This is a genomic window from Methylobacterium oryzae, from assembly GCF_021398735.1.
Lineage (GTDB): Bacteria > Pseudomonadota > Alphaproteobacteria > Rhizobiales > Beijerinckiaceae > Methylobacterium.
Window position 1 is genome coordinate 3,205,089 of record NZ_CP090349.1, and the last position, 23,650, is coordinate 3,228,738.

Consider the following 23,650-nt stretch of genomic DNA (forward strand, 5'->3'; position numbering starts at 1 on the left):
GTTGCGACGCACAAAATAGGCCACCGTGGTGATTAAGCGTCACTTACCTATGTGGCATCGCAGCGAGAAATCGCGCCGCCGCGGCGGATTTCGGCTTCTGGATACAGATCTTCGGCCCGGAACGACGGCGCCCGGCGTAACCGGACGGGTCCCGCACGTCCGTCTTCGCCCGATCGGCGGTGCCCGCTGAGCCCCTGATTCGGTCCCCGGTCTGACGGGTGCCGGAGCCGGGGCGGCCTCGCGTCACCCGGCGCGGCGCAGAATCACCCCCTCGGCGGGCTCCAGCGCGAGGGTGAGGCCGGCCGGCTCGCCCGCGCGCCCCGGACGGGTCGAGAGCAGCACGGTCCAGGCCCCCTCGGGGAGCGGCAGGTCCTGCGACGCCGCGCCGAAATTCAGGAGCACGCGCAGGACGTCCCCGTCGGCGAAGCGCTCGTAGGCGAACACCTCGGCGATCCCGAGCGGCACCTCGCGGTAGCCGCCCACGGCGAGCGCCGCGTGGTCGCGGCGCAGGGCGAGCAGCCGCCGGTGCAGGGTGAGCATCGAGCCCGGATCCGAGCGCTGGCTCTCGACGTTGCAGGCGGCCCAATCCGCCGCCAGCGGCAGCCAGGGTTCGGCCGTGGAGAAGCCGGCCTGGGGACTGTCGTCCCACTGCATCGGCGTGCGCTCCGGGTCGCGGCCGTGCCCGGGCTCGTTGTGCTCCCAGGGATCCCGGGCGCGGTCGGGCGGGATCGGCACGTGGCCGAGGCCGATCTCGTCGCCGTAGTAGAGGGTCGGCGTGCCCCGAAGGGTCAGCAGCAGCATCGCGGCGATGCGGGCCTGCGCCGGCCCGACCCGCGCGGCGATGCGCGGCTGGTCGTGGTTGCCCAGCACCCAGTTCGGCCAGCCGCCCTCGGGCAGGGCCGCCTCGTACTGCGCCACGAGGTCGGCCACCGCGTCGGCCCGCCACGGGGTCTGGATCAGCTGGAAATTGAACGGCAGGTCGGCCCCGGTCAGGTCCGGGCCGTAATAGGCGACCAGCCGCTCCACCGGCAGGTAGATCTCGCCGATCAGCACGCGCTCGCCGTACTGGCGCAGCACCGCCCGCATCCCGGCGATCACGTCGAAGATCTCGGGCCGGTCGGCGGAGTAGACCTGGGTGAAGCGGTTGATCTCGGGCGAGCCCGGCGCGTAGTCGGGATTGGCCGGGTTGTCGCGGAATCCCGCATCCTTCATCAGGTGCCAGATCACGTCGACCCGGAACCCGTCGACCCCGCGCTCCAGCCAGAAGCGGAGCACGTCGTGCATGGCCGCCCGCACCGCGGGGTTGCGCCAGTTCAGGTCCGGCTGCTCCGCCAGGAAGGCGTGGTAGTAGTACTGGCCGGTGGTCTCATCCAGCGTCCAGGCCGGGCCGCCGAAATTCGACAGCCAGTTGTTGGGCGGGCCGCCGCCAGGCGCCGGGTCGCGCCAGATGTACCAGTCCCGCTTCGGGCTCGCGCGCGACGACCGGCTCTCGGAGAACCAGGGATGCGCGATCGAGGAGTGGTTCGGCACGAAGTCGAGGATCACCTTCAGCCGGCGCCGATGGGCCTCGGCCACGAGGGCGTCGAAATCGGCCAGCGTGCCGAACAGCGGGTCGATCCCGCAGTAATCCGCCACGTCGTAGCCGAAATCGGCCATGGGCGAGGGGTAGACCGGCGAGATCCACACGGCGTCGACCCCTAGCCATGCGAGGTAGTCCAGCCGCGCCGTGATGCCGGGCAGGTCGCCGACTCCGTCGCCGTTCGTGTCCTGAAAGGAGCGCGGATAGACTTGGTAGACGGTCCCGCGCTTCCACCAGACGGTGTCGGTCATGCTGCGCCCCTCGCATCGGCGGCCCACGCTTAACCGCTGACCCGCGCGCTGGCGACCGGCGATGGATGCGCCGAGAGCGCGCGCCGCGCGCGAAACGCCCCGACGCGGCGTCGCCCAGGGAATGGCTGCGGCCCCCAAAACCTGTGCGCATGCCCCTTGTGCAGGGCGACGCCGCGCGGCTGTGCCTGGAATGTCACGCCGCCCTGCCATATCTCCTCCGGCGTGCCCGTGCGCTCCGCCGGAGCGGCGCTGCCACGACTTCGCCGGAAGCCGACCGCATCGTCGGACGCTTCGGGGCACGGATCGCCCGTCCGTTCATGCGGCGGCAATCCATCAAAAGAGATAATCCGCCCACGATACCCCCGGCGCTAGAATCCGGGGCGACGACTTTGGGGGACCCGCACGTGTTGAACGATGTTCTGACCCGGCCTGTGCCACAAGATGTCTCGCGCGACGAGCGCGCAACCGAGGCGCCCGCCCCGGCCGCCTGGACCGCCCCGGTGCTGTCCGGCAGCGGCGACGCGGTGGTGGACCTGCGCGAGGCGATCCGCGCCAAGCTCACCTTCACGCTCGGCCGCACGCCCGAGACCGCCCGCCCGCGCGACTGGTTCGCCGCGACGGCGCTGGCCCTGCGCGAGCGGATCGTGGCCGCCGCGCTGGCCTCCGAGCGGAGCGTGCCGAACAAGCGCGTCTACTACCTGTCGCTGGAATTCCTGATCGGCCGGCTGATGTCGGACGCGCTGAACAATCTCGGCCTCACCGAGACGACCCGCGGCGCGCTCCGGGAGCTCGGGATCGATCTCGACGCCGTGCAGGACGCTGAGCCCGACGCGGCGCTGGGCAATGGCGGCCTCGGGCGGCTCGCCGCCTGCTTCATGGAGAGCATGGCCAGCATCGGCATCCCGGCCATGGGCTACGGCATCCGCTACGACCACGGCCTGTTCCGCCAGTCCTTCGAGGACGGCTGGCAGCGCGAGGCGCCGGAGACCTGGCTGGCCGAGGGCAACCCCTGGGAATTCGCCCGGCCCGAGGCGACCTACGCGATCGGCTTCGGCGGCACCGTCACGCTGTCCTCGCCGGAGGAGGGCGTGATCCGGCGCCACTGGCAGCCGGCCGAGACCGTGCGGGCGGTGGCCCACGACGTGCCGGTGGTCGGCTGGCGCGGCCGCCACGTCAACGGCCTGCGCCTCTGGAAGGCCGAGGCCGGCGAGCCCGTCGACCTCGCCCGCTTCAACGGCGGCGACCATGTCGGCGCGGTCGCGGCGCGGATGCGCGCCGAGGCGATCTCGCGGGTGCTCTACCCGAGCGATTCCTCGGCCGAGGGCCAGGAGCTGCGCCTCCGCCAGGAATACTTCTTCACCGCGGCCTCGATCCAGGATCTCGTGGCCCGCCACGTGGCCGAGCGCGGCGACGTCCGGTCCCTGCCGGACCACGCGGCGATCCAGCTCAACGACACGCACCCGGCCATCGCGGTGCCGGAGCTGATGCGCGTCCTCCTCGACGTCTACGGCCTCTCCTGGGAGGACGCGTGGCACGTCACCACGCACACGCTGCACTACACGAACCACACCCTCCTGCCCGAGGCCCTGGAGACCTGGCCGGTGGAGCTGATGGAGCGGCTGCTGCCGCGCCACATGCAGATCATCTACCTGATCAACTGGATGCACTTGGAGGAGCAGGCCAAGCACGGCCGCCAGGGATCGGCGGATGCCGCCGCCTACCTCGCGTCGATCTCGCTGATCGACGAGTCGCACGGGCGGCGGGTCCGGATGGGGCACCTCGCCTTCCACGGCGCGCGCCGGGTCAACGGCGTCTCGGCCCTGCACACCGACCTGATGCGCTCGACGGTCTTCTCCGACCTGCACGCGCTGGATCCGGACAAAATCGTCAACAAGACCAACGGCATCACCTTCCGCCGCTGGTTCCACAACGCCAATCCCGGCCTCACCCGGCTCGCCGTGGAGACGGTGGGCGCCGGCGTGCTGGACAATCCCGAGTTGCTCCGGGGCCTCGAGGCCCATGCCGAGGACCCGGCCTTCGTGGCGCGCTACGCGGCCGTGCGCCGGGAGCGCAAGGAGGCCCTGGCGGCGATCATCGCCGAGCGCACCGGCATCGACGTCGATCCGGCCGCTTTGTTCGACATCCAGGTCAAGCGTATCCACGAGTACAAGCGCCAGCTCCTCAACGTGGTCGAGACCGTGGCGCTCTACCAGGCGATCAAGGCCGAGCCGCACCGGGACTGGACGCCCCGGGTGAAGATCTTCGCCGGCAAGGCGGCGCCGAGCTACGTCCAGGCCAAGCTGATCATCAAGCTCGCCTGCGACGTCGCCAAGGCGGTGAACGACGATCCCGAGGTCGCGGACCGGCTGAAGGTGGTGTTCCTGCCGAACTACTCGGTGAGCCTCGCAGAATCGATCATCCCGGCCGCCGACCTGTCCGAGCAGATCTCCACCGCCGGCATGGAGGCCTCGGGCACCGGCAACATGAAGTTCGCCCTCAACGGCGCGCTCACGGTGGGGACCCTCGACGGCGCCAACATCGAGATCCGCGACCATGTCGGGGCGGACAACATCTTCATCTTCGGCCTGGAGGCCGACGGCGTCCGCGCCCGGCAGGCCGAGCCGGACTACGCGGCCCGGGCGATCCAGGCCTCGCCGCGGCTGGCCGCCGCCCTCGACATGATCGCCTCGGGACGGTTCTCGCCGGAGGAGCCGGGCCGGTTCCGGCCGCTCACCGACGACCTGCGCCGGCGCGACCAGTACCTGCTCACCGCCGATTTCGACGATTACTGGCGGGTGCAGCGGTCGATCGACGCCGCGTGGCGCGATCCCCGCGGCTGGTGGGCGAAGGCGATCCGCAACACCGCCCGCATGGCGTGGTTCTCCTCCGATCGCGCCATGCGCGAGTACGCCGAGGAGATCTGGCGGGTCCGCCTGGGCTGAGTCGCCACCGGCCCGCTCCCGCGCGGGAGCGGGCCTGCCCCGCCCTCAGGCCGCGCGCACGCCGTCCAGGAACCGCTCCACCTCCGCCGCGAGCCCCTCGGACTGACGGGACAGGGCGGTGGCGGCCGTGAGCACGTGGTCGGCCGCGACCCCCGTCCGATCGGAGGCCTCGGCCACCCCGGCGATGGTGCCGGTGACCTCCGCGGCGCCCCGCGTCGCCTCGGCGACGGTGCGCACGATCTCCCGGGTCGCGGCGCCCTGCTCCTCCACGGCCGCGGCGATCGCGATCGCCACCCCGTTGATCTCGCGGATCCGGTCGATGATCGCGCCGATGGCGCCGACCGCGGATCCGGTCACGCCCTGGATCCGGCCGATCTGCGCGGCGATCCCGTCGGTCGCCCGCGCGGTCTTCTCGGCCAGGGCCTTCACCTCGCCCGCCACGACCGCGAAGCCGCGGCCGGCCTCGCCGGCCCGCGCCGCCTCGATGGTGGCGTTGAGGGCCAGCAGGTTGGTCTGCTCGGCGATGGACGCGATCAGCCGCACCACCTCGCCGATCTCGGAGGCCGCCTGCCGCAGCTCGGCCACGAGCCCGGCGGTCTGGTCGGCCTCGCCGACCGCCTGCTGGGCGAGCGCGGACGAGCCGCCCGCCTGACGGCCGATCGCCTGGATGGCGCTGCCGAGCCGCTCGGTCGCGGCCGCCACCGTGCCGATGTTGACCGCCGCCGCCTCGGCCGCCAGCGCCACCGCGCCGGACTGGCTGGCCGTCTCCTGGGCGGTCGCGGTCATCTGGTGGGCGGTGCCCTCGAGTTCGCCCGCGGCGGTCGAGACCCGGTCCACGATCCTGGCCACAGCCGCCTCGAAGGTCCGGGCGAGGCCCATCGTGGCCTCCTTGCGGGCCGCGGCCGCGGCGGCGTCCGCGCGCCGCCGGCCCTCGGCTTCCGCCTCGGCGTTGCGGATGATCAAGCTCCGGATCGCCTCGACCGCCCGGCCGACCGCTCCGATCTCGTCGCCGCGCCGCGCCTCCGGGATCGTGGCCGCGCCGTCGCCCTGCGCCACGCGCCGCAGCGCGGCGACAAGGCGGTGGAGCGGCCGCGTGACACCGACCACGACGATGGCCGCGGAGAGTCCCAGGGCGACGAGCAGGCCCGCCACCGTGGCGCCGATCAGGACCGACCGGGCCTGGTCGGCCCCCTGCTGCGTGGCGATCTTCGCCTCGCCGAGGCGGGCCGCCGCCGCCGCCTCGTACGCCTGGGCCGCCCGGTCGAACTGCGCCCGGACCTCCCGGCTGGCGACCACGCCGACCTGGATCGCCGCCGGCCGGTCATTCCGGAGCGCGAGGTAGTTGGAGCGGTCGAGCAGGTCGAAATAGTCCCGGGCGACGGTGCCGATCTGGCGCTGCAGCGCCGCGATCTCCGCGCGCCGCGAGCCCTGTTCCAGCGTCTCGATGCCGTCGGCCACGGCCTTGACGGAGGCGTCGTAGCGCTTGCGGAAGAGGGGGATGTCGCCTTTCGGCTCGCCGATGATGAGGTTGCGGTTCATGAGGGCCGCATCGACGAATTTTTCGCGGACACGTGAGAAGATCTCGAGCCTCGCGAAATAGTAATCCACCAAAAATCTATCTCTCTCCTCGATCGCCCTGAGTTCTCTGAGCGAGTACGCGGCAGAGGCGGCGCACACGATCACCATGAACAAGAGCGGCGCGGACATTTTTACATGCAGGTTCGCATCGCGCAGGATCCGCATTCCGTTCGATCTCCGCCGGCGTCACCGGCACAGCTTATCACACGCCACGAACAGGAAGCCACGATCGATCAGATCACTCTTCGCCCGCACGAGGACACGAACCGATACGGAGACTAAATTTATAAGTATAGAGATCGAGAAATTGAATGCCATAAAGGTGCGTTATTCAAACGCTCGTGCCTGCATGACTATGCCCGAACGGGGCCGGGGTCAGGCGCCTCGGACGAGCCCGAGCCGCAATCCGACGCGGCGCAGGCCGCGCCGCAGCCGGTGAAGCTGGCGCGCGGCGCGCGGGGCGAGGCCGAGTCTGCGCCGGCAGACGACGTGCGACACGCGCCCGATCCGCGGGCCCGGATCCGGCGCGCCCTTGCGCAAGGCGATGTCCGGGCGCTCCGCCGACTGCGCGATCGTCAGCGCGCGCGCCGCCGGGAGGGTCACGCTGCGGAACATCGCGCGCGTGTAGTAGGAGAACGCGTCGTAGGCGACGAGGGTCCGCGCCCGCCCGGTCGCCGGGTCCTCGACCGTCAGCGTGCCCGCCCGCGGCCCGTAGGTCACGAGGAGCCCGATCACGTCGCGGGGGCGCCCCAGGGGAACGGCGACGCGCGTGCCCTCCGGGATCTCCAGGAAGTCCAGCGGGATGCCGTTGCGGCGCAGGGCGAACCCGCAGGTCAGGCCGGGGAGGGCGCGCAGCGGCAGGGCCTCGAACCGGCCCGGCAGGGTCCGGAACCGGTCGATATAGGCCCGCCCCGGCGGCGGCGCGCGCAGGAAGCTGTAGACCAGGGTGCCGTAGAGGTCGGCGCCCGCCGGCGTGACGTGGGTCGCGTCCTTCAGCAGGTAGGTGATGTCGCCCGCGCCCGCGGCCGCCACCGGGGCGGCGATGTCGAGATAGGGGATCCCGTAGAGGGCGCGGTACTCCGCCAGCAGGCCGGCGACGGGCTCGGCCGCGTAGTCGACGCCGCCCTGGTGGAGGTTGAGGAAGGCGACAGGCAGGTCCCGCCGGGCGGTCGCCGCGAGGATGTCGTCGAGATAGGCCCGCATCGTCGCGCCGTCGAAGTAGCGGACGTTGCCGGTGAACAGCTCGAGGAGGACGCGGTCGCAGGGGAGCGCGTCGAGGATCTCGTCGATCAGGGCGGCGATGGAGGGCAGGGAATGGCCGCCCCAGCCGCTGCGGAGGAAGGTGACCGGGCGCCCCTCGGCCTCGGCCAGGGCGTTGGCCCGCTCGACGTAGCCCGGCAGCTCCGTGACGCTGTAGCCGAGGCAGAGGACGCGGATCATCGGGGCTCGGATCGGACTCAGGATCGGCCCCGTGCGGCCGCTCCGGCGCCGGTAGCAGCCGGGCGCCGCCGCGTCGAGGCGACGCCGGTCAGTCGATCACGATCGGGTAGCAGCGGGCGCCCACCGCGGCGGCGAGCACCTGCACGGCGCCGACCGTCGAGTGGTCGCCCGCCACGTGGACCACGTCGGTGGCGCGCAGGCTCGGCAGGTGGGCGCTGAGCGGGCCGGAGCGCACGTCCGGCGGCCGCTGGCGGCCGCGATCGGCGCAGAGCACGATCCGGCCGACGCCGGTGCGGCGCAGCCAGTCCAGGCTCTCGCGCATGTAGAGGTCCAGGGCGTCGCGGGCGCCGACGGCCAGGGCCATCTCGCGGGCGGGCTCGACGTAGCGGGCCGCCCGGGCGATCGCCCAGATCGCGCCGAAGCCGGCGCCGGCCGCCACCAGCACGAGCCGGCCGCCCCCGGGGCGGTACTGCCCCCGGCCGACGGGGCCCTTGAGACGCACCGGCTGGTCGAGGCGGAGCCCGTCGAGGGGATCGCCCTCGGGGTCGCGGGCGACGTGGAACACCACGTCGTTGATCTCGGTCGTGCCGTCGAGCCGCAGGGTCGGGGACAGCGTCCGCGTCGGCAGCCCCGCGAAGGTCACCAGTGCCTGGTGGCCGGGCTCGCCGGTCGGGCGCCGGGTCAGGGTCGCGACGATCTCGAGGATGCCGGGACTGAGCCGGCGGATCTCCGTGACCGTGCCCTTGCGAACGGCGACGGGCGGCGGCGGCGCCTCCTCCTGGCCCTGGATCGGGGCGCCGGGGAGGGCCGGGCGCAGGGCCTCGGCCCGGGCCCGGCGGGCCGGATGGCGGCGGCCGGACGGCGCCGCGCTGCCCTGTGCGATCCCCTGAGCGATCCCCTGGCCGGCGAGCAGGTTGCCGGACTGCGCCTGCAGCGGCGCGATCATGCCCTCGGCCAGCGCCGCCTCCAGCGGCGTGTCGCCGGTCGAGACGCGGACCGACCGACCGTTGACGACGAGCGAGCAGCGCGCCCCCATGGCTCTCCCCCGCATGCCCTGGTGACGGATCAGCGGGCGCGGATCAGGAGCGAGTCGACCAGGGCCGCCCAGCGCTCGCGGGTCGCGCGGACATCGTCGGTCGGGGCCGATTCGGTCAGGAGCTGGCGCTGCGCCCGCAGCGACTCGACCTCCTGCCGCTGGGCCCGGAGCACCGCCTTCATCACCTGCAACTCGGTCTCGAGGCGGACGATCGCGTCGGCCTCGGCCAGCGCCTCCGCGTCGTCCGCGGCCTCGTCGGCATAGGCGTCGGCGAACGCGTCGACGCGGCGCGGGTCGCGGAGGGGCATCCGGGTCCGGACCTGCTGCTCCAGCCGGACCGGCCGGGCCATCAGGCGACGCACGAGGTCCGAGCCGCCCGCCTGCTGGTAACGCCGTGCCGCCTCGGCCATCCGACCCATCCCCATCGCGGGCGCTGGAAGGCCCGCCTATCAACAGGAGCTTGATCGGACATGGTTAAGGCGGACTTAAACCGATCCGCAACTTTCGCCGGATCGGGTCCTGGGAGCAGCCCTCAGGCCGCTTCCGGGGCGGCCCCGACGATCTGGCGGGCCTGCAGCATGGTCATCGGCTCGCCGAAGGCCGGGCCGAGGGCGTACTCGCAGCCGAGACCGGCGAGCGCCTGGGCGTCGGCCTCGGACTCGCAGCCCTCCGCCACGATGGCGAGGTTCAGCTCGCTCGCCATGCGCACGATGGAGCGCAGGATCGCGGTCTGCCCGGTGCCGATCTGGCGCACGAAGGTCGCGTCGACCTTGATCGTGTCGAACGGGAAGCGCTGGAGATAGGAGAGGGCCGAGTAGCCGGTGCCGAAATCCGACAGGCACAGGCCGGCGCCGAGGTCGTGGATCCGCGCCAGCATCTGGGCGGCGTATTCCGGGTTCTCCATCACGAGGCTCTCGCTGAATTCCAGCTTGAGCGAGCCGGGCAGGGCCCCGGAGCGGGCCAGCACGGTCTTCACGTCGTGCAGGAGGTCGTGGCGCAGGAGCTGGCGTGAGGACAGGTTGCAGGCCGCGAAGATCGGCGGCTCGACCTCCAGGGAGCGCTGCCACGCCGCGAGCTCCAGGGCGGTGCGCTCCAGGGCGAAGATGCCCAGGTTGACCACGAAGCCGCTCTCCTCGGCGAGCGGCAGGAAGGTCGAGGCGGGGATGCGCCCGAGCTTCGGGTGGTCCCAGCGCAGCACGGTCTCGAACCCCGCCACGGTGCGGTCCTCGAGCCGCACCACCGGCAGGAACAGCACCCGCAGCTCGTTGCGCTCGATCGCCTTGCGCAGGTCGCTCTCCAGCATCAGCCGGTCCGAGCGGTCGGTGCGCATATGGGCGCGGAACACCTCGATCCGGTCGCCGCCGTTGCGCTTGGCCTGGATCATGGCGATCTCGGCGCTCTTGAACACCTCGTCGCGCTTCAGGTTGGCGCCGGCCTCGTAGAGGGCGAGGCCGATCGAGACGGTCAGGAAGATCTCGCGGTCGGCGTAGGTGATCGGCGTGGCGATCGCCCGGCGGATCATCTCGGCGAAGGCCAGGATCCGGTCCGGGTCGCGCTCGGAGAGGAGGATCACCGCGAACTCGTCGCCGGCCACCCGGGCCAGCGTGTCCTGCGGGCGCAGCAGGCGGCCGAGGCGGCGCGACAGGGTCAGCAGGATCGAGTCGCCCGCCGACAGGCCGATCGCGTCGTTGATGCCCTTGAACCGGTCGACGTCGAGGACGATCACGGTGGGCTTGAGGCGCTGGTCCTGGCCGGCGAAGGCCAGAGCCGCGTCGAGGCGGTCGCCGAACAATTCGCGGTTCGGCAGGCCGGTCAGGCTGTCGTGCACGGCGTCGTGGAGCAGGCGCTCCTCGGCGGTCTTGATCTCGGTGACGTCCGCGATGGTGCCGACCACCCGGATCACCTCGCCGTCGGCGCCGATCACCGGCCGCGCCTTCAACCGGTACCAGAAGAACGTGCCGGCCTCCGAGCGCAGGCGGAAATCGTGGACGATGCGGCCGCGCCGCTCCTCGATCACCGTGTCGAGGGCGGCCGAGTAGCGCTCCACGTCGAAGGGGTGGAGCGCGCCCAGCCAGTTGGTGGCCGGCCCCTCCAGGGTGCCGCGGGCGAGGCCGAGCTGGCCCTCGATCTCAGGGCCGACGAAGACCCGGTCGGCGGGCACGTCCCAATCGAACACCACGTCGCCGGCGCCGGTCAGCGCCAGCGCCCGCCGCTCCGTGTCGGAGACCAGGGTGTGGCTGAGGCCGCCGCCCGCGAAGGCGTGCTGGAGCACCGTGAAGCCGATCAGCATCACGATCAGCACGAGGCCGCCGATCAGGGCCGGCTGCACGAGGTCGCTGCCGATCTGGCCGGTGACCGCGAAGCCCGCCGCCGTCACCCAGACGACGAGCAGGAGCCAGGTCGGCACCAGCAGGATCGCCCGGTCGTAGCCGTTATGGGCGGCGAGGTAGACGATCAGCAGCAGGCCGATCCCGGCCACCGCGGCGATCGAGATTCGCGCCACGCCCGCCGCCACCGGCGGGTCGAACACCGCGAGCCCGACGAGGCCCGCCAGGAAGGCGAGCCAGAAGAACGCCACGTGGCTGTAGCGCACGTGCCAGCGGGCGAGGTTGAGATAGGCGAACAGGAAGACCAGCAGCGTCGCCCCGAGCACCGCCTCCGCGGAGGCTCGGTAGACCCGCTCGGCGAGCTCGGTGACCGGGAACACCCGCTGCAGGAAGCCGAAATCGATGCAGGCATAGGCCAGCACCGACCACGCGAGCGCGGCGGCGGCCGGGAAGATGATCGCGCCCTTGACCACGAACACGATGGTCAGGAACAGGGCCAGCAGGCCGCTGATCCCGATGATGATGCCCTTGTAAAGGGTCAGGCCGGCGGTCTTGCGGCGGTAGGCGTCCTGGTCCCAGAGGCGCAGCTGGGGGACGTTGGAGCCGCGCAGCTCGGCCACGTAAGTGACGGTGGCGCCGGGATCGAGCGTGATGGTGAACTGGTCGGCCTCCGGGTTCTCGTCCCGCTCGGGCCGGATGCCCTGGCTCGCCGTGATGGCGGCGATGCGCGAGCCGCCGAGATCGGGCCAGATCACCCCGGAATCGACCAGCCGGAAATGCGGGGCGACCAGGATGCGGTCGATCTGCTCGTCGGTGTCGTTGGTGAGCGCGAACACGATCCAGTCGGGCCGGGCGCCGGCGTCGCGCGCCTTCACGACGATGCGCCGGACGATGCCGTCCTTGCCGGGCGCCGTGGAGATCTGGATCAGGTCGCCGTCGGAGCGGTAGCGCTCGATCGCGGTGGTCAGGTCGATCACCGGCGCGTCGAGGGTGACGCGGACCGCCTCCACCGCCTGGGCGGGCGCGCTCGCGGCGAGCGTGAGCGCGAGGGCACCGACGAGACCGCCGACCAGGGTCAGGAGGAGGGCGAGGATGCGCAAGGGTGTCTTGACTTCCGGCCGTGCGAGCTTCGGCATCGGCCGCCCGGGCGGCCTCGATCGATAGGCGCGGACCTGACCTGGGGCAAGGTCGCCCCGGGGCCGGTCCACCGCCCGCGGATCGCGCCCCTTTGCGGCCAAATCAAGTTGGGCGGGGCGGGGTCCGGCCGTTGCGGGGGGTCTCCGCTCGCAAAGACGGTGGCGCGGCGACCGACCGAAGCTGCCCTACGCCCCCCGGAGCGCGCCCGCGATCCTGTCGAGGGCGGGCAGCTTGCGGATCGGGCCGATCGCCGCCAGCGTCGGCGTGCCCCGCAGCATCGCGGCCGCCGCGGCGCGGACGTCCTCGACCGTGACGGCATCGACCTTGTCGATCACCTCCCCGGCGGGAATCACCCGGCCCCAGGCCAGGATCTGGCGGGCGTTGCGCTCGATGCGCCCGCCCGGCGTCTCCAAGGCCGAGAGCAGCGAGACCTTCAGCTGCGCCTTGGCGCGGGCGATCTCGGTGGCGTCGAGGTCGCGGGCCGCCCGAGCGGTGGCCGCCAGGGTCACGTCGACGAGCTCGGGCAGGTCCGCCCCGGCGGTGCCGGCGCCGATTCCGAACAGGCCGCAATCGGAGAAGGGCCAGTGGAAGGCCTGGATCTCGTAGGCGAGGCCGCGGGTCTCGCGCACCTCCTGCCAGAGCCGCGAGGTCAGGCCGCCGCCCAGCACCTGCGCGAACATGTGGAGCGCGTAGTAGCGGTCGTCCCGGAAGGAGAGGCCCGGCAGGCCGATCACCACGTTGGCCTGCTCGAGCTTGCGCGGCATCCGCCGCTCGCCGCCGCCGTAGATTCCCGGCACCGAGGCGGGGGCGGTCTTGGCCGGCAGGGTCCCGAAATGGCGCTCGGCCGCCGCCACGATCGCCTCGTGGGTCACGGCCCCGGCGCCGGCCACGACGATGCGGTCCGGCGTGTATTCCCGGTCGAGATAGGCGCGGATCCCGGCCTCGTCGAAGCTCCGGATCGTCTCGGGCCGCCCGAGGATCGGCCGGCCGACCGGCTGGTCCGGGAAGGCCGCCTCCGTGAAGGCGTCGTAGACCACGTCGTCCGGCGTGTCTTCGACGGCGGCGTATTCCTGCAGGATGACGCCCTTCTCCCGGGCGAGCTCGCCCGCGTCGAACACCGAGTCGGTGAGGATGTCGCCGATCACGTCGAGGGCGAGGCCGGCATCCTCGCCGAGCACCCGGGCGGTGTAGCTGGTGCCCTCCGTGGAGGTGGCGGCGTTGATCTCGCCGCCGACATTCTCGATCTCTTCCGCGATCTTCTGCGCCGACCGGGTGCGGGTGCCCTTGAAGGCCATGTGCTCGATGAGGTGGGACAGGCCCGCCTCGTCGGCGCGCTCGTTGCGCGAGCCGGCGCCGACCCAGACGCCGAGGCTCGCGGTGGCGACCCCGGGCATCGGCTCGGTCACCACCGTGACGCCGTTCGGAAGCCGCGTGGTGCGCAGGGACGGCGAGGCGGCGTGGGTGGAGAAATGCTGGTTCATCGACGGCTCGTCGCGGAGGGGGCCGGATGCGGCGCGGGTCCCCGCTCCCGCACTGGAGAGGGGGCGCGTCGCGTGACGCGCGCCGGGCTCACGCACCCCTCGTGATGCGGGCGCGCTCGCGGATGAGCGCCTCCAGGGCGGCCTGGTCGTTGGCGACCCGGGTCAGGCGCTCGGGCCGGTCCATCAGGTCGGCGAGGTGCGGGGGCAGGGCGGGGCGCAGGCCGCCGGTCGCCCGGGCGACCGCGTCCGGGAACTTCGCGGGATGCGCGGTGGCGAGCGCCACCACGGGGGTCGCCGGGTCCCGCTCCAGGAGCCGCCGCCCGGCCCGGACGCCGATGGCGCTGTGGGGATCGAGCACCACGCCGGTGGCGGCCTGGGTCAGGGCGATCTCCGCCATGACGTCGGGCTCCGGCACCGCCACGGCGTCGAACTCCGCCCGCACCGTCGCCAGCACCTCGGGGCTCAGCGAGAACCCGCCGGACTGCTTCAGACCGGCCATCAGCCGCGACAGGGACGCGGCGTCGCGCCCCAGCGCCTCGAACAGCAGCCGCTCGAAGTTCGACGAGATCTGGATGTCCATGGAGGGCGAGGTGGTGGGGACCACGCCGCGCAGCTCGTAGGCGCCGTGCTCCAGGGTCCGCACCAGGATGTCGTTGGCGTTGGTGCCGATCATCAGCCGCTCGACCGGCAGGCCCATCTGCTTGGCGACCCAGCCGGCGAGCACGTCGCCGAAATTGCCGGTCGGCACCGCGAAGGAGACCGGGCGGTGGGGGGAGCCCAGCGCCACGGCGCTGGTGAAGTAGTAGACCGCCTGCGCCGCGACCCGGGCCCAGTTGATCGAGTTGACGCCGGACAGCCGCACCGCGTCGGCGAAATCGGCGTGCTGGAACAGGGCTTTGACGAGGTTCTGGCAATCGTCGAACGTGCCGTCGACGGCCAGCGCGTGGACGTTCTGCGCCGGCACCGAGGTCATCTGCCGCCGCTGCACCTCCGAGACCCGCCCGTGCGGGTAGAGGATGAACACGTCGACCCGGTCGAGGCCGCCGAAGGCCTCCACGGCGGCGGAGCCCGTGTCGCCCGAGGTCGCGCCCACGATGGTGGCGCGGGCGCCGCGCTCGGCCAGGACGTGGTCCATCAGCCGCCCGAGCAGCTGCATCGCCACGTCCTTGAAGGCGAGCGTCGGCCCGTGGAAGAGCTCCAGCAGGAACAGGTTGTCGTCGAGCTGGGTCAGCGGGCAGACCGCCGGGTGGCGGAACGTCGCGTAGGCCGCGTCGATCATCCGGTCGAGGTCCGGCCCGGCGACGTCGCCGTCGATCAGCGGGCGCAGCACCCTTTTGGCGGCCTCCGCGTAGGGCCGGCCCGCCAGGGCGGCGATCTCCGAACGGCCGATCTGCGGCCAGGTCTGCGGCACGTAGAGCCCACCGTCGCGGGCGAGGCCCGCCAGGAGCGCGTCCGAGAACGAGAGCGGCGCGGCCGCGCCGCGAGTCGAGACGTGGAGCACGGGGTCCTCCGAGGGAAGGCGCCCCCTCTACACGATGCCGGCGGACCTGTCGAAAGCCGAGCGCCGCCGCTCTGGCTGCCGGGCGCGCACGGGGCGGGGCCGGCGGTTTAACCGGGGCTGAACGGGCCGGTTCAGGGCCGGTTGCCCGGCCGCGTCCTAGAGCCGGACCGCCCCGCGGCCCCCGAGCCGCCGGGGCGGATCCCGTCTCGGAGAGAGCCGACATGACCCGAATCATCGCCCTCGCGGGCGTCGCGGCACTGCTGTCCGGCACCGTCGCCTTCGCGCAGGCCCCGCCGCCGCCGCCCGGCGGCCCGAGGCCCGGCCCCCAGGGCGGCGCGCCACCCCCGCCCCCCGGCGACCCGCGCCGCGGTCCCGGCCCGGACGGCCCCCCGCCGCCTCCGCCTCCGCCTCCGCCGTCGCGGGCCGCCCACATCGTGCTGGAGCGCGGCGACGCGCGGGTCGACGTGAAGTGCGCCGACGACGACACGACCAAGGCCTGCGCCGACGTCACCCTGCAGATGCTCGAGAAGCTCGGGACGTTCCGGCCCTGAGCTCGGCCTCCGCGCCCGCCGTGCCGGCGCCGGGCGCCCCTCGGGGGCGCGCTCTCCTGCGCGCTCTCCTGCGCGCGTCCTCAGGCGCGCGTGCCGGGCGCCTTGGTGAGGCGGCAGCCGGTGATGCGCCACTGCCCGTCCGCGTCGCGGGCGAGGCTGTACTCGGCCGTCCAGTCGACGCCGTACTCGTCCTGGATCGCCACAGACTGGACCACGCCCGCCGGGTCCGTGTCCCGCGCCTCGCCGAAGACGAAGCTGCGGTGGCGGTAGACCGGACGGTACTGGTTCCGGACCATGCCGATGAACAGGTCGGCATTCGGGAACAGGTCCCGGATCCCCGGCGCGGCCTGCTCATAGGCGGTCTGCGCGTCGTCGCGGCCGAGCGCCTGCTCCTGCTTGGCGATGACCGCCCGGGCCGCCGCGCGCCCCGCCTCGTCGGCTGCCACCGGCCCCGCGAGGCCGAGGACGAGGAGCAGGGCGGGCCACGCGCGCATCGCTGTCACTCCGGCAAGGTCCGGCAGGGTCGGACCGAGATCCGTCATCGTCACGGGAAGATGGTCTTCGCCACGCCCACGACAATGTTTGTGACCCTGCCGACAGTGATCGCCGCACCGTCACCGCACCGTGACCGATCATCGCGCCGCGCGGAAGCGCGGGCCGGCGGGAAGGCGCGGCCGGACGGGAAGCGCGCATGGGTTGGGCAGGCATCGCGCCCTGGTTGTGCAAGTCGCTGGAAAGATGGGCATTTTCGCGCCCGACGGGCGCCGCGGGTTTGACCCTCCGCCGCGGTTTTGCGAGCCTCCGGGCGCCGACTCGGTTCCGGGGGGAACCGACCGGGCGGAGCGCGGGACGACGATGCAGAGCCACGCGGACGACAGCGCCGATGCCCGTCCGGCACAGGCCATGAGCGTCGGGGTGTTCATCCCCATCGGCAACAACGGCTGGCTGTTGTCGGAGAATGCCCCGCAGTACCGCCCGAGCTTCGCGCTCAACAAGGCGATCACCCTGAAGGCGGAGGGCTACGGGCTCGACTTCGCCCTGTCGATGATCAAGCTCCGCGGCTTCGGCGGCAAGACCGAGTTCTGGGACCACAACCTCGAATCCTTCACCCTGATGGCGGGGCTCGCCGCCGTCACCACCCGGATCCGGCTGTTCGCCACCGCGGCGACCCTGTGCCTGCCGCCCGCCATCGTGGCCCGCATGGCCGCGACCATCGACTCGATCTCCGACGGGCGCTTCGGCCTGAACCTCGTCACCGGCTGGCAGAAGCCGGAATACGACCAGATGGGCCTGTGGCCGGGCGACGATTATTTTGCCAGGCGCTACGACTACCTGGCCGAGTACGCCCAGATCCTGCGCGACCTGTGGGAGACGGGCGCCAGCGACCGCAAGGGCACGTACTTCCAGATGAACGATTGCCGGCTGAGCCCCCGGCCGCAGGCGCCGGTGAAGATCATCTGCGCCGGTCAGAGCGGCGCCGGACTGGCCTTCACGGCCCAGTACGCCGACTACAATTTCTGTCTGGGCAAGGGGCTCAACACGCCGACCGCCTTCGCGCCCGTGGTGGAGACGCTCGCCGAGGCCAGCGCGCGGACCGGGCGGCGGGTGACCGCCTTCGCCCTGTTCATGATCATCGCCGACGAGACCGACGACGCCGCGATGGCGACCTGGGCGCACTACAGGGCGGGCGCGGATGCCGAGGCGATCGCGTGGCTCGGCGTCCAGGGCGCGGCCGACACCAAGTCCGGCAGCGACACCAACGTGCGCCAGCTCGCCGACCCGACCTCGGCGGTGAACCTCAACATGGGCACCCTGGTGGGCAGCTACGCCAGCGTGGCCGCAATGCTCGACGCCGTCATGACCATCGACGGCGTCGAGGGCGTGCTGCTCGTCTTCGACGATTTCCTCAAGGGCCTCGACGATTTCGGGACCCGGATCCAGCCCCTGATGCGGTCGCGCCGGCACGTGACGGCGGCGGCACTGCCCGAGGTCGCCTGATGGACCGCCCGATGGACCGCCCGATGGATTGCCAGATGGATCGCCCCGCCGGATTCCGCGACGCCCAGGGCCGGCACGGCGGCGTCGTCCTGCCGGCCCGCCCGGAGCCGATCGCCCTCGATCCCGCGACCACGGTCCTCATCGTGGTGGACGTCCAGAACGCCTACGCGAGCCCGGGCGGCTACCTCGACCGGGCCGGCTTCGACGTCTCGGGCACCGGCCCGGTGATCGCCCGGATCGCCCGGGCGGTGGCGGCGGCGCGATCCGCCGGCATCCCGGTCCTGTGGTTCCAGAACGGCTGGGACCCGGCCTATGTCGAGGCCGGCGGCCCGGGCTCGCCGAACTGGCACAAATCCAACGCCCTCAAGACGATGCGGCGGAATCCTGAAGCGAACGCGCAGCTGCTCGCCAAGGGATCCTGGGACTACGCGCTGGTGGACGCCCTGAGGCCGGAGCCCGGCGACATCGTGATGGGCAAGCCGCGCTACAGCGGCTTCTACAACACGCCCCTCGACAGCACCCTACGGGCCCGGGGCGTGACCACGCTGGTCTTCACCGGCATCGCCACCAACGTCTGCGTCGAGTCGACGCTGCGGGACGGGTTCCACCGGGAGTATTTCGGGATCGTGCTGGCCGACGCCACGCACCAGGCCGGGCCGGAGAGCCTGCAGCGCGCGGCGCTCGCCAACATCGAGACCTTCTTCGGCTGGGTCTCGGACGTCGCCGCCTTCGAGGCCGCCCTCGGGGCGTCCTCACACGCCGGGATCGATACATCCGGCGGTACATCCGGCGGCGATCTGGCCGGATAAGTGCATCGCGCGCCCGGCCGGTGACCGGCAGGGTGCGCGAAGACCGCCGCGACGCGGCCTCCCGCGCGGCCTGCCCGGCCCGGCCGACAGGTCGCGCGCGGGAGGCGCAGGGGAATGCCCAAGCAGGTCGTGATACCGCCGGGGACCGGCAAGCCGCTGGCCCCCTACGTGCCGGGCACCCTGGCCGACGGGATCCTGTACGTCTCGGGCACGCTGCCGCTCGATGCGGAGGCCAACGTGGTCCATGCCGGCGACGCGGCGGCCCAGACCCGCCACGTGCTGGAGACCGTCCGGGGCGTGGTCGAGGCCGCGGGCGGCACCATGGACGACGTCACCTTCAACCACGTCTTCCTGGCGGACTGGGCCGACTACGCGGCGATCAACGCCGTCTACGCCGAGTATTTCTCGGGCGAGAAGCCCGCGCGCTACTGCATCCAGTGCGGCCTCGTGAAGCCCGAGGCCCGCGTGGAGATCGCCGCGATCGCCCATATCGGCCGCTGATGAGCCCGCTCCCCCACGCGGTGGCCGGCCCGGCGGGCGGGCGGCCGGTGCTGCTCTCGCCGGGCCTCGGCGGCGCGGCGGGCTACTTCGCGCCGCAGATGGCGGCCCTGACCGCGCGGTTCCGGGTCGTCACCTACGACCACCGCGGCACCGGGCGCTCGCCCGGCCGGCTCGCGCCGGACCACGACGTCCCCGCCATGGCGCGGGACGCGCTCGGGGTGCTGGACGCGGCCGGGATCGACCGGGCCGACGTGGTCGGCCACGCGCTCGGCGGCCTGATCGCCCTCCAGATGGCGCTGGACGCCCCCGGGCGGGTCGGGCGCCTCGTCGTGATCAACGGCTGGGACGCGATGGACCCGGCCACGCGCCGCTGCTTCGCGGCCCGCCGGGCGATCCTGGCCGGGGGCGGGCCGGAGGCCTACGTGCGGGCCCAGGCGATCTTCCTGTACCCGGCCCCCTGGCTCTCCGCGGAGGCCGAGCGGGTCGAAGCCGACGCGGCGCAGGCCCTGGCGCATTTCCCCGGCGCCGAGACCGTGCTGACCCGCATCGCCGCCCTGGAGCGCTTCATCATCGCGGACCATCTCGGGGCGATCGGGCACGAGACCCTGGTCATGGCCGCCCGGGACGACGTGCTGGTGCCCTACACCCGGTCCGAGCGGCTGGCGGCGGCGCTGCCCAAGGCCCGGCTCGCCCTCGCCCCGGAGGGCGGCCACGCCCACAGCGTCACCCGGCCCGAGGCCTTCAACCGGGCGCTCCTGGAGTTCCTGGACCGGGACTGAGCGCCCGCTACGCCCGCAGCGCGATCATCGGCAGCACCACCGCGTCGAGGGCGGCGGCCAGCACCGGGAGCAGGGCCGGCCAGCGCAGGGCCGCCGCGGTGCCGATCCGCCCCCGGGCGAAGGCCAGGATCAGCATCGGCGCCAGCGGCAGCAGGTCCCGGGCCTGCATCCCCCCGAGGCCGCCCGCCGGGGCGAGGGCCTGCGGCAGCACCGCCAGCCAGAGGCCGAGCAGCGCGCAGCCCGAGAGCCACAGCCGCTCCGCGCGCGGGGGCAGGGGGCCGCGCCGCAGCGCGACGGGCGGCACCAGCAGCGCGGCGGCCCAGACCCCGGTGAGGAACCCGGGCAGCGGGACGGGCAGGGACACCAATCCGCCCCCCGCCGCGCCGGGGGGCGGAAGCCCGGGGCTCGCGGCCGGCAGCAGGGCCGGCAGGAAGGCCGGCAGGAGCGCCGGCAGCAGGGCGAGCGCGGCGAGCGGCAGCCGCTCCCGCCAGGCGCGGACGCGTCGCCCCGGGGGCGGGAACGGCACCAGCAGCATCCCCACGAGGGGCGCGCAGGCCGGCCGCGCCAGCACCACCAGGGCGATCGCCAGCGCCGCGCCGGCGCGGCGCGCCGATCCGTGCCGGCCCGTCATCGGCCGGGGGCTGAGCAGCGCGGCCGCGAGCGCCGCCAGCGCCAGGACGGGCCCGTCCGGTCCGGAGGCGGCCGCGAGCGAGGCCGGGAAGCACAGCAGCGCGAACAGCGCGGCCCGGCCCCGGGTCGCCAGGGCCAGGGCGGCGAGCCCCAGGCCCAGGAACGCCGCGATGCCGGCGAGCCGGCCGCAGACGGCGAGGGCGGACGGGGTCTCGCCGGGCAGGCCGATCCAGGCCAGCGCGAGGCAGGCCGGGAAGCCGAGGCCCAGGAAGGCAAGGGCCCAGAACCGGCCGCCCCCGGTGATCGGCAGGCTCACGGCCCCGTCCGGGTCGCGCGGGCGGCCGGCCCCTGCGCGGCGGGCGCGCGGACAGGGCGCGGCATCGCCGGCCCGCTCAAGCGGCGGGCCGCGCGCGCGCGGCCCGCAGGAGGTCCGGCACGAGCCCCGGCAGCGCCGCGGCCAGGAGGCCCGCCGCCCGCAGGACCTCCGCGGCCTCCCGGGGGGAGCGGCGGGCGAGGGCCAGGGCGAGACGCAGGGGCACCTGCGCGCCGAAGCTCGCCGCCGCCAGGCCGAGGGCCGTCGCGGCGCCGTGGTGCTTGCCGGCGTAGAGGATCTGGCTGCGCAGGAAGTAGAACAGCCGCCGCGCCCGCACCTGCCGGGTCGTGCCCTGGCCGACATGGCGGGCGACCGCCCCGGCCACGTGCCGCACCGCGAAGCCCGCCGCCCGGGCCCGTTCGCAGAGGTCGGCATCTTCCCAGTAGACGAAGAAGCGCGGGTCGAACCCGCCGAGGCTCCGGAACAGGTCGCGGCGGATCATCAGGAAGGCGCCCATCACCTGGTCGACGGCGCGGTCCTCCGCGTGGTCCCACTCCAGCAGGAAGTGCGGCCGCACGAGGCCGAGGCGGTCCAGCGCCAGGGCGCGGCCGAGGAGGCCCAGCGCCGAGGGCGCCCGGGCGCAGGAGCGCGCGGTCCGCCCGTCCGGGTCGACGAGCCGCGCGCCCACGATCCCGGTCCGCGGGTCGGCCGCCAGGGCGGCCAGGGCCACGCCGAGCGCGTCGGGCGCGACCTGCGTGTCAGGGTTCAGGAACAGGATCGCGGGGGCGTCGCCGGCGGCGGCGCCCTGGTCGCAGGCCCGGCCGAAGCCGAGATTCGCGGTGTTCTGGATCAGCCGGAGCGGGCGGGGCAGGGCGGGCAGGGTCTCGGTGGAGCCGTCCGTCGAGGCGTTGTCCACCACGGTGACCTGCACGGCCGCGGCGTCCCGCGCGGCCGCGAGGCTCGCGAGGCAGGCGCGCAGCAGGCCGCCGCCGTTCCAGTTGACGATCACGACGTCGAGGGCAGGGCGGTCGGTCACGGCATGTCCCGGGGCAGGTCCCGGGGCGGCCCGAGGCGCCCGAGGGCGCCGTCGCGCGCGGCCGCGAGGAGCCTGAGCAGCACGGCGGGCCGGAAGCCCGAATCCGCCCAGTACAGCCCGGCCTGGAGCGGCAGGTAGGCGGCCTGGGCGAGTTTCCAGCGCGGCGGCACGTGCGGCAGCCGCCACGCGTAGATCGCGTTGCGCAGGTAGGTCGCCATGCGGAACAGGGGCTGGCGCGGCATCGTGATCCCGAAGGCCCGGATCGTCCCGCCGCCCACGCGGTGCGGGATCGCGACGGCGTCGGCTCGGTAGCAGCCGTAGCCGAGGCTCCAGGCACGGAAGCACCATTCGAGCTCGACCCCGTCGATGAAGAAGTCGCCGCGGAACGGCCCGACCCGCGCGAAGGCGTCGAGGTCGACGAGCGAGCCCGAGGTCGCCAGGAACTGCACGGGAGCGAGGCCGTCGCGTGCCGGCGCGCCGGGACGGGGCGGGTAGGCCGGCGCCTTGTGGCCCGGTGCCGGCGCGGGCGCCGGGCCCACCACCGCCGCCGGGATCCCGGCCTCCCGCAGCCGGTCCCGCGCCGCCAGCAGCGCGACGGCGAGATCCGCGGGCGGCTCCGCGTCCTGGTCGAGGAGGAGGAGGGTCCCGCCCCCCGCGGCACGGGCGGCCGCCGCGATCCGGTTGAGCGCCTCGGCGATGCCGAGATTCGTGCCCGCCGACAGCAGGGTCACGCCGGCCCGGGCGAGCTGGTCGGCCGTCCCGGCCGGGAGGCCGCCATTGTCGAAGGCGATCACCGCGGCGTCGCCGGCCGAGGCCAGGGCCCGGACGCGCGCCACTTGGTCCGGCCGCGGCCGGAACAGGGTGATCCCGAGGACGAGGCTGCCGAGCCGCGGGTCGGGCACCGGCCGCGTCCCGGTGACGGGTCCGGTGATGGGTCCGGTGACGGGCGCGGGACGGCCCGTCACGCCCGCTCCACCGCGGCGGTCGCCGCCTCCAGGGCCGCCGTGATGGCGGCGGCCTGCTCGGCGCTGAGCGGGCCGCGGGCGAGCCGCATCTGCAGGGCGAGCTTCAGCCCCTCCTTGGCGCGCACGACCGAGGGCGGGGGACCGTCGCCCCGGGCGGCCTCGGCCTCCGCCATCCGGGCGAGGATCGCCTCGAGGGTCGAGCGGTTGCCGTCCAGGAAGGCCTGCCCCTCGGGCGTTATCGCGTGCAGCCGCTTGGTGCCCTCCCCGGGGGTCACCGTGACGTGGCCGAGTTCCTCCAGGAGGGTCAGCGTCGGGTAGACGGTCCCGGGGCTCGGGCTGTAGGCGCCGCCGACCCGCTCCTCGATCGCCTTGATGATCTCGTAGCCGTGGCGCGGCTTCTCGGCGATCAGGTGGAGGATGACGAGGCGCAGGTCGCCGTGGGCGAAGAAGCGCGCGAGGTCGCCGCGGCCGCCGCGGCCGAACATCCGGCGGTCGCCGGGACCGCGACCCGGGTGGCCGTGGGGCCCGTGCCGTCCGCGGGGGTCGGCGCCCATCGGCCCGCGATGGGCGCGGACGCGGAAGGCGTCGAAGGGATCGGCGTGCAGGCCGTCCGAGACATAGGGATGCATGGAGACGACTCGATTTCGATATGACGAATTTTCAGATATATCGAAATACGGTCGGCAGCAAGGCCCCTCCGCCGGTCCGCGGCATGACCCGCGGCATGGCCCGCGGCATGGCCCGCGGCGCGGACGCCGGCGGCGCCCCGCGGTTTACGGATTCGGCCGGTTCCGCT

At 73.6% G+C, this 23,650-nt stretch carries 19 protein-coding genes; 6 read left to right on the forward strand and 13 right to left on the reverse strand.

Annotated elements, in window-relative coordinates:
• Window positions 1-243 precede the first annotated feature (243 nt).
• On the reverse strand, window positions 244-1,830 hold the full coding sequence (locus tag LXM90_RS15310) for an alpha-amylase family glycosyl hydrolase (protein WP_020093339.1): 1,587 nt from the start codon (window positions 1,828-1,830) through the stop codon (window positions 244-246).
• 404 nt (window positions 1,831-2,234) lie between these two features.
• On the opposite strand from LXM90_RS15310, the gene LXM90_RS15315 reads away from it, so the two are divergent.
• Window positions 2,235-4,772 (forward strand): glycogen/starch/alpha-glucan phosphorylase, encoded by a 2,538-nt coding sequence (locus LXM90_RS15315; protein WP_026604955.1) that lies wholly within the window; start codon window positions 2,235-2,237, stop codon window positions 4,770-4,772.
• A gap of 45 nt (window positions 4,773-4,817) precedes the next feature.
• Here LXM90_RS15315 and LXM90_RS15320 read toward each other — a convergent pair whose 3' ends face one another.
• From LXM90_RS15320 to thrC, 7 genes are all read right to left on the reverse strand, one after another.
• Window positions 4,818-6,380, reverse strand: a complete 1,563-nt coding sequence (locus LXM90_RS15320) for a methyl-accepting chemotaxis protein (protein ID WP_020093341.1) — start codon at window positions 6,378-6,380, stop codon at window positions 4,818-4,820.
• 345 nt (window positions 6,381-6,725) lie between these two features.
• Complete coding sequence (locus LXM90_RS15325) at window positions 6,726-7,790, reverse strand: SGNH/GDSL hydrolase family protein (protein WP_020093342.1); 1,065 nt, start codon at window positions 7,788-7,790, stop codon at window positions 6,726-6,728.
• A gap of 88 nt (window positions 7,791-7,878) precedes the next feature.
• Window positions 7,879-8,826: a hypothetical protein gene (locus LXM90_RS15330; protein ID WP_020093343.1), complete on the reverse strand. Its 948-nt coding sequence runs from the start codon at window positions 8,824-8,826 to the stop codon at window positions 7,879-7,881.
• 29 nt (window positions 8,827-8,855) lie between these two features.
• On the reverse strand, window positions 8,856-9,236 hold the full coding sequence (locus LXM90_RS15335) for a hypothetical protein (RefSeq protein ID WP_020093344.1): 381 nt from the start codon (window positions 9,234-9,236) through the stop codon (window positions 8,856-8,858).
• 122 nt (window positions 9,237-9,358) lie between these two features.
• Window positions 9,359-12,289, reverse strand: a complete 2,931-nt coding sequence (locus LXM90_RS15340; protein ID WP_020093345.1) for an EAL domain-containing protein — start codon at window positions 12,287-12,289, stop codon at window positions 9,359-9,361.
• Window positions 12,290-12,475: 186 nt separating this feature from the next.
• Entirely contained in the window at window positions 12,476-13,771 is a 1,296-nt protein-coding gene (locus LXM90_RS15345) for a M16 family metallopeptidase (protein WP_234080759.1), read from the reverse strand.
• A gap of 88 nt (window positions 13,772-13,859) precedes the next feature.
• The gene (gene thrC, locus LXM90_RS15350; protein ID WP_103985036.1) at window positions 13,860-15,272 is read right to left on the reverse strand and encodes a threonine synthase; all 1,413 of its coding nucleotides are present in this window, start codon (window positions 15,270-15,272) and stop codon (window positions 13,860-13,862) included.
• Window positions 15,273-15,493: 221 nt separating this feature from the next.
• On the opposite strand from thrC, the gene LXM90_RS15355 reads away from it, so the two are divergent.
• Window positions 15,494-15,823, forward strand: coding sequence for a hypothetical protein (locus LXM90_RS15355; RefSeq protein WP_103985037.1), 330 nt, complete (start codon window positions 15,494-15,496; stop codon window positions 15,821-15,823).
• Between the two features lie 80 nt (window positions 15,824-15,903).
• Here the strand turns inward: LXM90_RS15355 and LXM90_RS15360 are convergent, their stop codons facing one another.
• The gene (locus tag LXM90_RS15360) at window positions 15,904-16,317 is read right to left on the reverse strand and encodes a DUF4864 domain-containing protein (protein ID WP_103985038.1); all 414 of its coding nucleotides are present in this window, start codon (window positions 16,315-16,317) and stop codon (window positions 15,904-15,906) included.
• A gap of 409 nt (window positions 16,318-16,726) precedes the next feature.
• Between LXM90_RS15360 and rutA the strand changes: the two genes are divergently transcribed.
• The 4 genes from rutA (at window position 16,727) to rutD (ending at window position 19,910) form a co-directional block, all read left to right on the forward strand.
• The gene (gene rutA, locus LXM90_RS15365) at window positions 16,727-17,821 is read left to right on the forward strand and encodes a pyrimidine utilization protein A (RefSeq protein WP_234083004.1); all 1,095 of its coding nucleotides are present in this window, start codon (window positions 16,727-16,729) and stop codon (window positions 17,819-17,821) included.
• An 11-nt stretch (window positions 17,822-17,832) separates the two neighbouring features.
• Window positions 17,833-18,630: a pyrimidine utilization protein B gene (rutB, locus tag LXM90_RS15370; RefSeq protein WP_419149867.1), complete on the forward strand. Its 798-nt coding sequence runs from the start codon at window positions 17,833-17,835 to the stop codon at window positions 18,628-18,630.
• Between the two features lie 114 nt (window positions 18,631-18,744).
• Window positions 18,745-19,131, forward strand: a complete 387-nt coding sequence (gene rutC, locus LXM90_RS15375) for a pyrimidine utilization protein C (RefSeq protein WP_234080761.1) — start codon at window positions 18,745-18,747, stop codon at window positions 19,129-19,131.
• Window positions 19,131-19,910 carry a pyrimidine utilization protein D gene (rutD, locus tag LXM90_RS15380; protein ID WP_103985040.1) on the forward strand — a complete coding sequence of 260 codons (780 nt, stop codon included), beginning with the start codon at window positions 19,131-19,133 and terminating at the stop codon, window positions 19,908-19,910. Before rutC ends, rutD begins: the two co-directional genes overlap by 1 nt.
• Before the next feature lie 7 nt (window positions 19,911-19,917).
• On the opposite strand, the gene LXM90_RS15385 is transcribed toward rutD, so the two are convergent.
• From LXM90_RS15385 to LXM90_RS15400, 4 genes are all read right to left on the reverse strand, one after another.
• Window positions 19,918-20,856: a DUF2142 domain-containing protein gene (locus tag LXM90_RS15385; protein WP_103985041.1), complete on the reverse strand. Its 939-nt coding sequence runs from the start codon at window positions 20,854-20,856 to the stop codon at window positions 19,918-19,920.
• Window positions 20,857-20,932: 76 nt separating this feature from the next.
• A complete protein-coding gene (locus LXM90_RS15390; RefSeq protein WP_020093355.1) occupies window positions 20,933-21,889 on the reverse strand; it encodes a glycosyltransferase family 2 protein in 957 nt (318 codons plus the stop codon).
• Window positions 21,886-22,854: a glycosyltransferase family 2 protein gene (locus tag LXM90_RS15395; RefSeq protein ID WP_181049157.1), complete on the reverse strand. Its 969-nt coding sequence runs from the start codon at window positions 22,852-22,854 to the stop codon at window positions 21,886-21,888. The genes LXM90_RS15390 and LXM90_RS15395 overlap by 4 nt, the downstream gene beginning before the upstream one ends.
• The gene (locus tag LXM90_RS15400) at window positions 22,851-23,483 is read right to left on the reverse strand and encodes a PadR family transcriptional regulator (RefSeq protein WP_103985042.1); all 633 of its coding nucleotides are present in this window, start codon (window positions 23,481-23,483) and stop codon (window positions 22,851-22,853) included. The genes LXM90_RS15395 and LXM90_RS15400 overlap by 4 nt, the downstream gene beginning before the upstream one ends.
• Window positions 23,484-23,650 lie beyond the last annotated feature (167 nt).